This window comes from Paenibacillus sp. FJAT-27812, from assembly GCF_001273905.1.
Lineage (GTDB): Bacteria > Bacillota > Bacilli > Paenibacillales > Paenibacillaceae > Pristimantibacillus.
Genome location: NZ_LIGH01000001.1, coordinates 4,295,108 through 4,308,196, shown reverse-complemented (window position 1 = coordinate 4,308,196; position 13,089 = coordinate 4,295,108). Strand labels below are relative to the sequence as shown.

The window sequence follows — 13,089 nt, the reverse complement described above, 5'->3', positions numbered from 1 at the left end:
TCATTGTTTGGTTTCCATCGTTACGTTTGTTTCGCCAATTCTATCAGCGATAAATTTCTCTAGCAGCTGTATGTTTGTCGTCCCTGTGTTTCCGCCGTATTCACTAACGGACATAGCTCCGCAAGCGTTTCCATAAATCAAGCAATCTTCTGGATTTTTGCCTGCCAAGTACCCGTAAATGTAGCCGGCATTAAAAGAATCGCCCGCTCCCGTCGTGTCGACGACTTGGACGGGAAAGCTCGATCGATATGTCTGCTGCCCGCCCACTGATGACACAGCACCCTTCGAACCCCATTTGATTACGATATGGTCGCTGTGATCGGCAAGCACGCTAAGGCTTTCCTCTACCGTTGCGCAGCCCGTGTAATGAAGCGCTTCCGTTTCGTTCATGAAGAATACGTCGATATCCTTCATTAATTCAAAAACACCCGGATACCATTCCCCGGTGTCATCCCATCCCATATCAATAGAGATCGTAACGTTGAGCGCTTTCAGTTTTTTTGCTGTTTCCAAAAATTCAGCATGATTACGGCTTCCTTTATAACAAGTTAAATGAACGTGACGCCCGAATAAAACACTGTTCATGTCTAGCTGCTGCAAGCTAAGCTCGGCGTTTGAACCCGCATATGTAATAAAGGAACGATCATTTTCCGGGTTAATAGCAATAGAAATGCCGGTATTGCTGCTGCTCTTTTTAATAAAGCTGGTATCGATTCCATATTGAGAAAATTGATCCTTTATAAGCTGACCAAATCCGTCGTCGCCCAATACACCGTTAAAGGCAACCTTTAAGCCTAGCTTGGCTGTCGCCAGACTAAACAAAGCTGCCCCGCCTCCGATGTGGATGGACATATTTTTAACGAATACCTCTTGTCCAGGTGCCGGCAGCTCATTGCAGCCCTCAACGACTAAATCGATATTCGCGTCTCCAATCACGATAACATCGTAATTTTTCAATGGTGCCTCATCTCCATCTATTTCCATTATGCACTGATGTACTCGCTACTCCCTATGAATCTCTTCTTATACAGCTTTCACGGACAACTAGCTTATGATCCATAATGATATCCTCGGCTGCTGTTTCCTTATTCCTAATTTGTTTAAGCAGCGCTGCCATCGTCACTTTACCCATGTCATGTATAGGCTGCTCCATCGAGGTTAACCTCGGACGTGCGAGCTCTGTCAGTTGGCTTCCGTCAAAACCTATAATGGAAATATCCTCCGGTACTCGAAGGTTATGATCCCAAATACAGTTCATCGCTCCGACAGCCATATCATCGCTTACGGCAAAAACAGCCGTAGGCGTCTTTTTATTACGAAGCATATCTTTCATTTGCTCGTAGCCGCTTTTCACTTTATAATCACCGAACCGGATATTTTCGTATATGATTTTAATGGAATGATCCGACAATGCATTTCTGTATCCGCTATAACGGTTTTGTCCCGATGTAATATCGCGCATGTCGCCGCCGATAAACCCTATTTCTTCATGACCAAGCTCAATCAAATATTTCGTAGCATCGTAAGCCGCCTTGTAGTCATCAATGATTACAGAAGTGATATCTTGGTCCATCGGTTTGACGCTAGAAAAAATAACGGGAATATTCATCTTATGAATCAGAGCAGTGATTTCCTCATTGATTTTTTCATGCATAATAATGATGCCTTCTACCCGCATTTCCTGAAACACATTTATATACTTTAGTTCTTTATCTATGTCCTCGATGATATTGCACACCAATAGGTTATAATCATTCGTGCTAGCCGCTTCTTCGATGCTGCTTAAAATAGTCGAATAGAAGCTTGAGGTAAGATCCGGCACAATAACCCCAATGAGATTCGTTTTATTACGCACCAAACTTCTGGCGATTTGACTCGGAGCGTATCCCAATTGATCGATTGCTTGATTGACCTTTTCTTTGAGATCGTCTTTCACATACCTTTCGCCATTTAGCACTCTGGATACGGTTGTAACTGAAACTCCCGCTACTCGGGCCACATCTTTGATTTTTGGTTGCACATTATTCACCCTTCAAGGAAGTATATTCTTTCATCTATTAGGATTATATAAGAAATACTTCCACTACGACAAACTTTCTCATAATCCCTTCTACATCATTACCCAGCCATGAAAACTAAGCCTAATAAGCTTAAATCTGTTCCGCTACTTTGATCCACGTATCGAATTCCCGCTTTCCTTCGAATAAGGTAATGATTCTTGCTCCCCGCTCCAGCTCCCCATAAGTGTTGTTCCCGGTAACACGCCCATAGCATAATCGAATCCCATGCAGCACGCCTACGTAATCATTATCATGATCATGTCCAGCGAAGGTTCCCATGACATCTCCCTGCTCCAGCATCGCCGTGAATAAGCCGCTATTCAACTTGGGACAGCAGACTTCCTCGCCTTTATTGCCTACACTCGTGCCTTCCCGCCAGACTTGCTCATATTCCGGGATTGGAATATGGAAAAATGCGAGCCCCGGCAATACGCTGCCATTCTTCTGAGCAAGCTGGCTCGATTCCTTGCAGTACCAATGAACCTGATCCGAATGAATCCATTCGTATCCGCCAACGGACTCCGGCGCCGAATCTCCCGAATCAAAAAAATACAGAACAGCGGCATCATCCTCTTCATTCATAGAACCTGCAACGGTAAGTACATAATTGCCTACTCCATGTATATCCTCAGGGCCATCCTCTGATAAGTTATTCGCATAATCGTTTGAAATCTCATTCAATCGTTGACGCGTAATGCCTTTCTCTGAGTCGTGATTGCCATAAATAACAGCGAACGGAATAGCTGACTGGGCTACGCCAGCAATCGCACGGCGGAATGTTCCTTCAGGATCCTCTACATCATAGCTAGATATTACATCACCGGTAAGGACGATCAAATCCGGCTTTTGCGACGCAATGATATGTTGCATCAGCGCTAATGTCTGAACATCTTTTTCAGGCTCAATTCCATCTTTGATGTGCATATCGGTAAATTGAACGATCGTAAAGGTTCCATCTGATCGGAATCGTAATTTGTTGTGCGCCACCTTAACTCCTCCTCGACCTAAAGCTCTAATCATTTTCAACAAATAATGGCTGCGAAAACGCGGAATATCCGCCTTCCAAATAAACAGCTATACGGACGTAACCTTCGTCACCTTTGCACGCATACTTCGCTTGCTTGATTCGCCCAGTCGTTTCTTGCAGCACCTGTCCGTCCTTGCCAAAGAACGTAACGTATTTGTACATTTTATCAAGCAAATCATTAGATCGAAGATCAACAACTACGGTGTTGCCTTCCACTCTGATCGCATCAAACCCATACCCCGTTGATACATAGAAGTTGCCTTCTTTAATCGCAGCTATGATAGCCTCATTCGTATTTTCTTTAGCTCTGACCACGTTCCAAGCCCGCTTCTCTTGGCCATATAAGTGTGAGTCGTCATTGCCGAACCCCCATACTTTACGACCGGCGGTCAACAGAGCATCCCACTTGTCGAACGCAATATCGTACTCTGGATTTCCGTCCCCGTTATAGACCTCAATCCCAAGATATCGTTTCATCTTAAGCATATCTTCCAGTTCCCAAAAATTAGAGAAATACCGATTGGGATGCACGAGCACTGCAAAGCCGTCGTTCGCTGCAGTTAGGTCCACAAAACGCTGATAATTTTCAATCGTAAACGCATTGCTGTAGTTTTCCATGATGACCTGCGGCGGTTTCACTAGCAACATATGCGTTTGCCGACTACTAACTTCTATTGCTTCGAAAACGGTCGGAATCTGCCTTTCACCTTCATGTTTCGTAATTTTATCGTGATCAGAAATACCGAGAAAATCATAGCCGCCATACATTTTATAAACAGTTTCAAGCGGAAACCAGCCATCACTGTTTGTCGTATGGTTATGAAAGCTTCCTTTTAACCAAGTCCCCATTTCCACGTAAGGATTCAATATGTCCATCTTTCTTCTCCTCTCTCCTGGGCTGATTTACTCTTTTATTGAACCGATCATAATCCCCTTTGCAAAATAGCGTTGCACGAATGGATAAATAAGAATAATGGGAGTGACGACTATAATAATCGTTGCCATTTTAAGCGAATTACCTGTAACCTGCATTTTTTCAAGCATATCGTATCTAAGGCCGGCAGCTTGATTGAGCGTATCCCGCATTGCTTCCGCGCTCATCAGCATTTCTTGCAGCAGCGTAGACAGTGGGCGTAGTGACGATTTACGAATGTAAAAAGCACCGGTGAACCAATCGTTCCAATGGCCAACAGCGTTAAACAGGCCAATAACTGCTACTACTGGTCGGCTGAGCGGCATAATAACACGCAAGAAGATCGAAAAGTCGTTGTATCCATCAATTCGTGCCGATTCTTCCAAACTCGGATGAATTTGCTGAAAAAATGTACGCATAATGATTATGTTCCATACGCTATATAAGCTTGGAATGACATAAACCCAAATATTATTAGTCAAATGAATCGATTTGAGCAGCATGTAGTAGGGAATAATTCCCCCGCCAAACAGCATTGTGAAGAAAATGAGCATCATAATATACTTCCCGCCAGGCAACGTTTTGCTCTTTAACGCATATGCTGCTGCCGCAGTCAGAAAAACGCTTGTGATCGTACCGACAACCGTACGAAAAACGGAAATGCCAAAAGCAGTTGTAATGTTCGACGTTTCAAACGCCTTTTGGAAGTTTTCCAAGGACCAAATCCTAGGCCAGAAGTAAATACCGCCTCTTTCCGCGTCTTTACCGGGATTAAAAGCAAGTGCAAAAATATTTAAAAAAGGTAGAATAATCGATAAACACAGCGCAATAAGAAGCAAATAGTTGACGATTCTGAATACTCTTTCGCCGACGCTAAGCTTATAAAATTCGTTTCCCACTTTCTCCTCCTCCTTTGAAGGAAAGGCGCTTTTACCCAGCAGCGGATAAAATCGCCTAACCATCAACTATTTATTTTCAGCTTCCTATTATTGAACTTTGCTGCCTAATCGTTTAGGTTTACATCCGTTTTCGGATCGGCATCTTTTTCTGCGAGAAGCTTCAAATAGTCGTCCAATCCAGCTGCTTTCAATTGTTTTAAATTGCTATCCAGCATTTTCTTAGCATCATCTAGGCTCTTGCCGTAATAAGCGCGGATCAATGTTTCGTTGTAAGCGTCCAAAGCCGCTTTGAGTTCTGTAGCTCTGTCAAATTCTCCGAGAAATGCAGTTGGCACATAGCTGTCAACGATCTTCGCATTTTTGTACTTTTCCTCAAAGTTCCAATATTCGATTAGTTTTAAAGCACCGTTATTATCTTCTTTTTTCAATTTGTCGCCATATTGCATTTCGCCGAAATCAGCCAAGTTATCGGTGTCGGTACCTCCTAGTATGTCGCCCCATGAGTTGCCAACGCCTTGAAAGCCGAGCTTCTTCGCTTCGTTCGGGTCTTTTTCTTTCAGATCCATCACTTCTTGCTTCACCATTGGAAAGCCGTCTGCGCCGAGCGTGTAATCGCGGCCTTCCAGACCGTATTTCCAGATAAGTTTTCCTTCTTTGCTAGCTAGGTAGTCAGCGAATTTAACGATATCTGCCGGGTTTTTCGTTGTAGTCGGGATTGCCCATGCGCTGTAACCGGATTTAAAGCTGACTTGCATTTGGTACGGACCGTCTACATTGTCAATCGGTCCAAGCGGGAGGTAATGCATATCTTGGTTGAATTCTTGATAGTTGTGGGCATCACCGATAATCGCCCATGAGCCGTTCAATGCGCCTTCCGTTGCGCGGCTTTCGTCGATCGTAAAGTACTCTGGATGAATAAGCTTTTCTTTAAGCAGCTTTTGGAAGTACTCTACTTTTTTCATAGGATATTCGGTTTCTGCTTCATGAAGGATTTGACCGTCTTTCGATTTTTTGATGCGTTGGTCGTCCTCGCCCCACTGCAAATCCTTGAAAGCAGCTGAAACATCTTTACCGCCCCAGAAGGATGGTCCGATCGGGATAACCGGACTACCGTTGTTGTCCTTGAAGTTACCGGCTTTAATTTTTTTAGCTAGCTCATACACTTCCGCAGACGTCTTGATCGTGCGCGGGTCGACTCCCAGTGATTCAGCGATGTCTTTGCGGATATAAGCGCCGCCTACATATTTGTTAGATAGGTAGCCGCCTTGGCGATTGATATTCATATGAACGAAATAAGAGGCACCGTTGAACTCGGGACGGAACATAACGCCGTATTTCGTATCCAGCGGCAAGTAGTCGTCTTGCAAATATTTGCTATACACTTTCGTATCTTTCATAAGCGGAGTCAGATCAGTGAACATACCTTCGCGTGCTGCTTTCAAGACAACCGGCATTTCCGGTCTACCGCTGTTATTGAGGTAGAAAGCAACGAAATCCGGCAAGTCGTTCGCGGCGATGCCTGCAATCAAACCATCGATGGATTTTTCGGCCTTCATGATTTCGATTTCAAAATCGATCCCCGTCTGCTCCTTTATTTTTGCTTTGATTTCAGGGTTCATATCTTCGGTGTAATCGTCGGTACCCATGAATACAAGACCTTTAATCTTGCGGTCAGCAATCCATGTAGCCGGTTTCCCTTCAGGTACAGATGTAACCTCAGCTGTGTCGCCAGGAGCAGGAGTTTCAGTATTGTTCTTGTTACCGTTAGAGCAGCCCGCGATCAGCATAGCTGCCACCATAGGGATTGCAAAATACTTTGCCCATTTCTTACTCATGCGATTTTTCCCCTTTTCAAAAATGTTTTTTATGAAACACGCCAGAGGACGTTTTCCACCGAAAGGATGGTCATGCTAAACCTTGCGTATTTCTAACATGGTAACGATATCAGAATGCCGTTACCATAAGGATGTATCAGAGACTTTACGGGAAAGCTTATTCGCGAAAACAACCAGAATTAATCCAATTAATCCTTGCAGCATGCCCACCGCTGTAGCGTATCCGTACTGTCCGCCTTGCAAGCCAACGCGGATAATATAGGTATCCAGAATGTCGGAGAGCGGTGCGGTGCCCGGTGTCTTGAGCAAATATATCTGGTCGAATCCGGCGGACAGTATGCTGCCCAATGATAGTATGAAGAGGATTACAATTGTCGGTGTGATGGATGGCAGCGTAATATTCCAAACCTCCCGCAATTTACCGGCCCCATCGATTTTAGCCGCTTCGTACATATCGGGATTGACTCCTGAGATGGCTGCGATATATATAATTGAGTCCCAACCAATAGACTTCCACATATGGCTTCCGAACATAATCTGGTAGAAGTAATCCGGATCCATCATGAAGAAAGTACTTCCGTCGCCGCCCGCCTTTGCTATTAATTGATTCAGCAAGCCAGTATCGGGAGCGAGTATCCTTTGAACCAATCCCACAACGACGACCCAAGAGAGGAAATGCGGCAAGTACAGCACGCTCTGGGAAACGCCTTTGAACCATTTAGAGCGTACTTCGTTAAACATGAGTGCCAGAATGATCGGAAACGGCAAGTATAGAAACAATTTCATGCAGCTAATGATAAGTGTGTTTTTAATCAGCTCTGAGCTTTGATAGGAATTAAAGAACTGTTTGAAATAATCTAATCCTACCCAAGGGCTTCCTAAAATGCCTTCGTTGAACTTGTATTCCTTAAAGGCTAAAAGCAATCCGGCCATCGGAATATAAGAAAAAACGATGAAGAACACAACACATGGCAGTAACATGAAGTACAAATAACGATGATGCAAAATATTTTTCCATAAAACGATTCCACTCTTTTTCCGCTTTAAAGGTACGGTCATTGGCTTCATAAGACGGAAATCACCTTCTTTCTGATTACTATCTGGTATCGATACCACAAAGAGATCACTAAGTTAATAATTTCTATCCAACCACCCTCTTAGCAGAATGATGAATTCGTACCCTAAAAGAATTATATTCATAAAAATTTTCTTAATAAACCAATAATTGTTATACAGAAGTAAATGTTTTGTTAATTTTCATTCACTGAACGGTACCCAGAATTACGACAGGATCCACCTTCTTCCTTATTAACAATGTGTGAACCTTGTCGAATGCAAAAATTTCTGGAATCGATACCATGAAGATGAAAACAAAATGCGCTTCATTAGTGTAAGCGCTTACCGCAAACAGATTATACCAAAATATTTTTCTAATAGCTACCGTTTTTTACAGTTTTTCAAATCGTCTTTAAGCTCCATAAGAACCTTTGGTTCTCGCGTAGTAATGGCGTCAACTTGCATCTTAAGAAACCATTCCATCGCTGATCGAAAGTTTACCGTATAAACCCAAACCATTAAACCTACGGCGTGAGCCCTGATCACTATAGGCGGAAGACAAGTAAAACCATTCATGTTAAGACCTGCATATCCACCCTGCAGAGCTTCACTGCAAATAGCGTCCGCGAAGTCGCCATATCGCTCCATTTGTTCGATGGATAGATCGTCCGGCGTATTCAGCATGACTTGAATATCCGGATATTGCACCGTAATGTTATCCGAGCATCCCGTAATGAAGACTCTTTTTTGCGCTTCAAACTGGCGAATAAGGCTAACTGTAGCATCAATAGCGTCTATCGTTTTTATATCGACATTCAATTTCAATCCAAGTCTATCTGATACTTGTAGAACTTGTTCTAACGTTGCGATTTCATAATCACTGTAAATCGGATCGAGCAGCGGCCGTATGGACGGATTATTCAGCTGTTCGTATGTATATATATGCAGGTAAGGTGAATCGTCATGCAGAAGGATGGCTTTGCCATCTTGGGATACGCGTACATCGACTTCTACGATATCTGAGCCTAATTGAATGCCTTCATCAAATGAAGCCATCGTGTTATCAGGATGAATGCCACAGCCAGTATGGGCAGCTATCATCGTGTTATGCATGCGATTTCGCCTCTTTCCAACTATTATGTATTCGCTTTCATTTTATGCTGGGACGCCTTTTGTTTCCAAGCCGCAGCAGCATCAATGCAAACAAGAAGTAAGTCCGAAAACCGGCTGAATGTTTACCAAGCTCTCGTTCTAGACCAATTAAACCGCCAAGCGTAATGCCTATAACATTATAAGCGTCATTCAGTCGGATCAAATTGGAGAACCATCGTTTCTCAGCACACCTCCATTAGCATTCGTACTTTAACAGAGTGAATAACGATATTCTGCAGATTCGGTGGTGAGATGTTAAACTCACTTTACAAGACTTTTTTCTATTTAACAATAATAACTTTGCGACATGTTTTCGGGGTTTTCAAACTGACTAGTCATTTATTTTTCTTGCACAAAAAATTTCCAATTTCTTCATATGGTAAGCAAATAATTCAAGGGCACCATCCCTTTTTAGACTTACACCGTACCCTACCTACTTAGATATAATGAAATCACTAGCGAAATTATTCTTCTCAAACAAAATAAGAAGCCACGTCCCAAACACGTGGCCACTTTTCAAAATTCAACATTATCAACGCTGCGCCTTATAAAACTCAAAATAAAGCTTTATCAGCGCACGCTTCTCAATCTGCGACCATAGCTGCGGCTATTACCCCGTTACTTCGCAATCTCCAACTGCGTCCGCTCATCCCCGCCATGCTCCAGATCGAAGCGGCCGATTACAAGCTCCTTCTCGCGGTGATTGAGCACAACCAGATTTTTATGTATTTTCGACTTTTCAATCTTCAGCAGCACCTTATCCATAATATCGCCCTCCTCGGTGCCGAGGATATCGATCAACGTAATCTCATTGCCTTCCTCGTCCGTGCCGATCGGATCATGCAAAGATACAACCTTGCGGCGTCTTCTTCAAATTCCGGAGGCGCATAAGTGTTTCATTCTTGATACAACGAGCAGCGAATGTAGCGGGCTTCGTGTGCCTTTTCCGGTTTGGAAGCTCTCGATCAACTTGATCAAGCCGGTCGTCCCAATGCTAATAAAGTACTCGAGATCCTCACCAGCATTGTCGAATTTATTGACGTCTTGGACGCGGTCCTTTGTCAATCCAGTATGCCGGTAGCATTAAAGCGATCGATAAACAAAGTCGAATTGATGACCAGATTATCTTCAGGGGACGTTCGCCCCAGAATCTTCCACCCCTGCTTATCTAACTGCGATTCATCAATCGCTTCGTACATGATTTGACTCATTCCCTCGGCTGTGCGAATAGCTACTAGAGGATCTGGGGAAGTACGACTAATTCGTTCAAGCACCGCCCGCTTATTTCTCACGAGACTAGCCACAAAAACCCGGTTATACGAGCTATAATCGAACTCCGAACCATTCTCCATGACGACAGTCACTTTTGCCCCTAAGCCCATGTGCTCGAGTAAAGACCTTGATGCCTCATAGGCCACAGAATCCATTTCCAGACAGATTACCTCCATACCGCCGAGCAAGTGCAGAATAATAGGACTTAGCGGCATCGGTCCACTTCCAACAAAGACAATCGGCGACTTCTCTGTCTGACTGCCCTGGCGGATGAATCGATGAAAAGTTGACAGCTCCTGACTAACTAAGGCCATGTAAATGTTCCAGTTAGGCAAGCTCCTAACGATATCCAAGACGGAATCCTCGGATTTGCAAATGTGAAGAGAATCACTTAGCTCAACTAGAAATTCGGCTTCTGACAACTTATCCTGCAATTTTCGTTGATTCATTCGAATATACTCATTGCCTAGAACGGCTTGCACCTCCTCCGGTAAATAACGGGATCGCAACTGTATGGAAAGCTGAGTAATGATGTTTGTAACCAGTTGATTAGCAGGAGACAGGTCTAATTCCTTCTGAAGAATTTCATTTGCTTCACGGATAAAAGCGATAAAGTTGTCAACCATTTGCATCATTGGCGCGTTGACTGTAAGTATTAAAGAACCAGCAGCATTACCCTCCATTTGCCCAATTCCTCCTTCATTCTACAACCAACTTCTTACTACGAAATATATTCATATGGTCAAGGATGTAGACGAATATTGGGACGGAGCTTGCTGCCGCAACGATTTTACGCCGAAAACAAATTCGCGATCACCCAAAATCAGTAATATCCGTTTCTTTAACACGTCTAAAACAGCTAAAATCGCTACCCTGATCAAAGTAACACTCCGAACTCCGAGCTCTCACCTACAAACTGCGATTTTCACCATAAAATAAAGACGTGAAGTGGAAACACGGAAAATATAGCGGACAGAGAATCCGTTATTAATGAAAATCAACTATTTATCTTGATGCTTACGGACTGAGGTTCCGTTATTCAGTCATAAACACACGAAAATCACTCGTTTGATGAGTAATAGCGTCTCTCCTGTCCTCTTACACAACCAAAATGAGAAAATCGAACAAATAACGGCTCCTCAGTCCGCTCGCACTACAATATTGTGTTTAAGAGTATTAACGATGGAAATCAAGCCATAGTGGTGACTATTAACTTATCAAATTAGCTTATCCATCATGGCATATCCGAAACTTTGCTCAATTGGCCGATGAGTCTTTACCTAAAGCCAAGCCTAATGCTTTGTCAAGCAGTAAACAACTCCCCCTACGGCTAGCCTTGCTTGCTAGAAAAGGATTAATCAGTTCCTGAATAGAATTATATTTTGATCATGATTTGATTAGAAATGAGGGGGCCAGAAATGGTGTCAATCAATAAAAGAGTCGAGTTTCCTTCATTAGAAACAGAGAGACTACATCTTAAGCTTTTAACACTACAGGATTCCAAAGCAGTATTTAAACATTTCTCAGATGAAGAAATTATTAGATTTCATCAAGAGGATTCGGGCTGTCGGTGGGGGCTGTTTGACAAAAAAATAATAGTCTAATCGGTACATGTGGATATCACTATTTAAGAAAAACGGATGATGTCTTTACAGCTGAAGTCGGATTCGATTTATCTAAGCGGTACTGGGGCAAAGGATTAATGTTTGAAGCAATGAAAGTAGTAATTGATTTCGGATTTTCAAAAATGGGGCTAACGATTGTTGATGCGACTGTTGAACCAGAGAATGAAAGGTCAATTCGTTTATTGAGGAAATTAGGATTCGAAAGGGAGATTGAACTTAGAGATCATTTAATCTATTTTTATTTGAATCGAAACCGTTTCGAAGATAACAGTGAAGATTTTTTCGTTTTAAAAACAACATTGTCCGATAACATTTCTAAAAGCAAAAAGAGGGGTTCTTCGCCCCTCTTTACGATTTCCGCCAATGCGCATAGCGAGCTTCACACCAGTTGTGTGGAGTAAGCAGCGTCAACACCGATAATTCATCTAATTCTAGGATGCCTAAATCGAATTGCGCTATCAATGATGAGTTAACAGAAGCTGAATTTATCATTATTCATAACGTACCAAGACGTAGTTCATAAAAATACTGCACAATTGGATGCTTTAACTTCATCTTCTCGGACATATTTAAAATTCGCTTTTTTCCAACTCGCCTGTCCACCAAAGCTAAAATATTCAATAAGATATCATTGCTCTCTAAGCTTTCCTCTATAGAAATGGATAAAAACTTATTCGCTATAACGATAAAATTTGATTTGCTTAATGCTGACTGTGCCGACAAAAGCTCCTTTGCATAATCTGATTTTTTTCTGCTTCTTGCAATTACGATTAGACGATCCTCCGGAACGTTCCCCTTGGTATCTTTTCTGACTGCTTCAATTTCTTCATTGGTGATAGGAATTTGGATATCTGAATCATTCTTAATTTCCAGCTCGGTCTGATACCATCTGATCAAGTTAGTTGCATCACTCATATTAAGTATGTTCTTTTTATCTACTGCAATATTACAAAGCCCTGATTTATCTGGTAAATAACGGTAGCTCGTTGCAAGGTATTCAACCCTTCCGTTTAACGCGGGACAGAGAAAACTCTCCAGATTTTGTTTCAATTTGCTCCAGGTCATGTACTACTCCTTGTTCTATATTAATTACTACCTATTTAGGCAGTTGTTCTAATATCCATAATACAATAACCAACACATCGATCATACTACGAATGTCTCCACGTGATCCCGTAAACTTTCTCGTATATAATGGTTAAAAGGTATGAGTTCGGTTCACAATACCGACTTCATACCTTAGCTGTTGC

The 13,089-nt window shown here is 42.6% G+C and carries 11 protein-coding genes and 1 pseudogene; 1 reads left to right on the top strand and 11 read right to left on the bottom strand.

Annotation, left to right across the window (positions count from 1 at the left end):
• The 10 genes and pseudogenes from ADU23_RS18140 to ADU23_RS18095 all read right to left on the bottom strand — a co-directional run bounded on the left by ADU23_RS18140 (position 1) and on the right by ADU23_RS18095 (position 10,897).
• On the bottom strand, positions 1-957 hold the full coding sequence (locus tag ADU23_RS18140) for a carbohydrate kinase family protein (protein WP_053375014.1): 957 nt from the start codon (positions 955-957) through the stop codon (positions 1-3).
• Positions 958-1,009: 52 nt separating this feature from the next.
• Positions 1,010-2,020 (bottom strand): LacI family DNA-binding transcriptional regulator, encoded by a 1,011-nt coding sequence (locus tag ADU23_RS18135; RefSeq protein ID WP_053375013.1) that lies wholly within the window; start codon positions 2,018-2,020, stop codon positions 1,010-1,012.
• A 130-nt stretch (positions 2,021-2,150) separates the two neighbouring features.
• Entirely contained in the window at positions 2,151-3,047 is an 897-nt protein-coding gene (locus ADU23_RS18130; RefSeq protein ID WP_231637466.1) for a metallophosphoesterase family protein, read from the bottom strand.
• A gap of 25 nt (positions 3,048-3,072) precedes the next feature.
• On the bottom strand, positions 3,073-3,963 hold the full coding sequence (locus ADU23_RS18125) for a phosphoesterase (protein ID WP_053375012.1): 891 nt from the start codon (positions 3,961-3,963) through the stop codon (positions 3,073-3,075).
• 27 nt (positions 3,964-3,990) lie between these two features.
• Positions 3,991-4,899 (bottom strand): carbohydrate ABC transporter permease, encoded by a 909-nt coding sequence (locus tag ADU23_RS18120; RefSeq protein WP_053375011.1) that lies wholly within the window; start codon positions 4,897-4,899, stop codon positions 3,991-3,993.
• Positions 4,900-5,003: 104 nt separating this feature from the next.
• Positions 5,004-6,734: an extracellular solute-binding protein gene (locus ADU23_RS18115; RefSeq protein WP_053375010.1), complete on the bottom strand. Its 1,731-nt coding sequence runs from the start codon at positions 6,732-6,734 to the stop codon at positions 5,004-5,006.
• 120 nt (positions 6,735-6,854) lie between these two features.
• Positions 6,855-7,802 (bottom strand): ABC transporter permease, encoded by a 948-nt coding sequence (locus tag ADU23_RS18110; protein ID WP_053375009.1) that lies wholly within the window; start codon positions 7,800-7,802, stop codon positions 6,855-6,857.
• 369 nt (positions 7,803-8,171) lie between these two features.
• Positions 8,172-8,903: a glycerophosphodiester phosphodiesterase gene (locus ADU23_RS18105; protein WP_053375008.1), complete on the bottom strand. Its 732-nt coding sequence runs from the start codon at positions 8,901-8,903 to the stop codon at positions 8,172-8,174.
• A 571-nt stretch (positions 8,904-9,474) separates the two neighbouring features.
• Positions 9,475-9,983 (bottom strand): annotated as a pseudogene (locus ADU23_RS18100) (sigma-70 family RNA polymerase sigma factor); the annotation flags it as partial.
• Positions 9,984-10,003: 20 nt separating this feature from the next.
• Entirely contained in the window at positions 10,004-10,897 is an 894-nt protein-coding gene (locus ADU23_RS18095; RefSeq protein WP_053375007.1) for a nicotianamine synthase family protein, read from the bottom strand.
• Positions 10,898-11,817: 920 nt separating this feature from the next.
• On the opposite strand from ADU23_RS18095, the gene ADU23_RS34065 reads away from it, so the two are divergent.
• Complete coding sequence (locus ADU23_RS34065) at positions 11,818-12,240, top strand: GNAT family N-acetyltransferase (RefSeq protein WP_331459319.1); 423 nt, start codon at positions 11,818-11,820, stop codon at positions 12,238-12,240.
• Between the two features lie 94 nt (positions 12,241-12,334).
• Here the strand turns inward: ADU23_RS34065 and ADU23_RS18085 are convergent, their stop codons facing one another.
• A complete protein-coding gene (locus ADU23_RS18085) occupies positions 12,335-12,904 on the bottom strand; it encodes an SF0329 family protein (protein ID WP_053375006.1) in 570 nt (189 codons plus the stop codon).
• Positions 12,905-13,089: the final 185 nt, after the last annotated feature.

Bases quoted from the DNA above. Each gene is read 5' to 3' on its own strand.
- ADU23_RS18125 (WP_053375012.1), bottom strand. From the start codon at position 3,963: ATGGACATATTGAATCCTTACGTGGAAATGGGGACTTGGTTAAAAGGA.
- ADU23_RS18115 (WP_053375010.1), bottom strand. From the start codon at position 6,734: ATGAGTAAGAAATGGGCAAAGTATTTTGCAATCCCTATGGTGGCAGCT.
- ADU23_RS18110 (WP_053375009.1), bottom strand. From the start codon at position 7,802: ATGAAGCCAATGACCGTACCTTTAAAGCGGAAAAAGAGTGGAATCGTT.
- ADU23_RS18105 (WP_053375008.1), bottom strand. From the start codon at position 8,903: ATGCATAACACGATGATAGCTGCCCATACTGGCTGTGGCATTCATCCT.
- ADU23_RS18095 (WP_053375007.1), bottom strand. From the start codon at position 10,897: ATGGAGGGTAATGCTGCTGGTTCTTTAATACTTACAGTCAACGCGCCA.
- ADU23_RS18085 (WP_053375006.1), bottom strand. From the start codon at position 12,904: ATGACCTGGAGCAAATTGAAACAAAATCTGGAGAGTTTTCTCTGTCCC.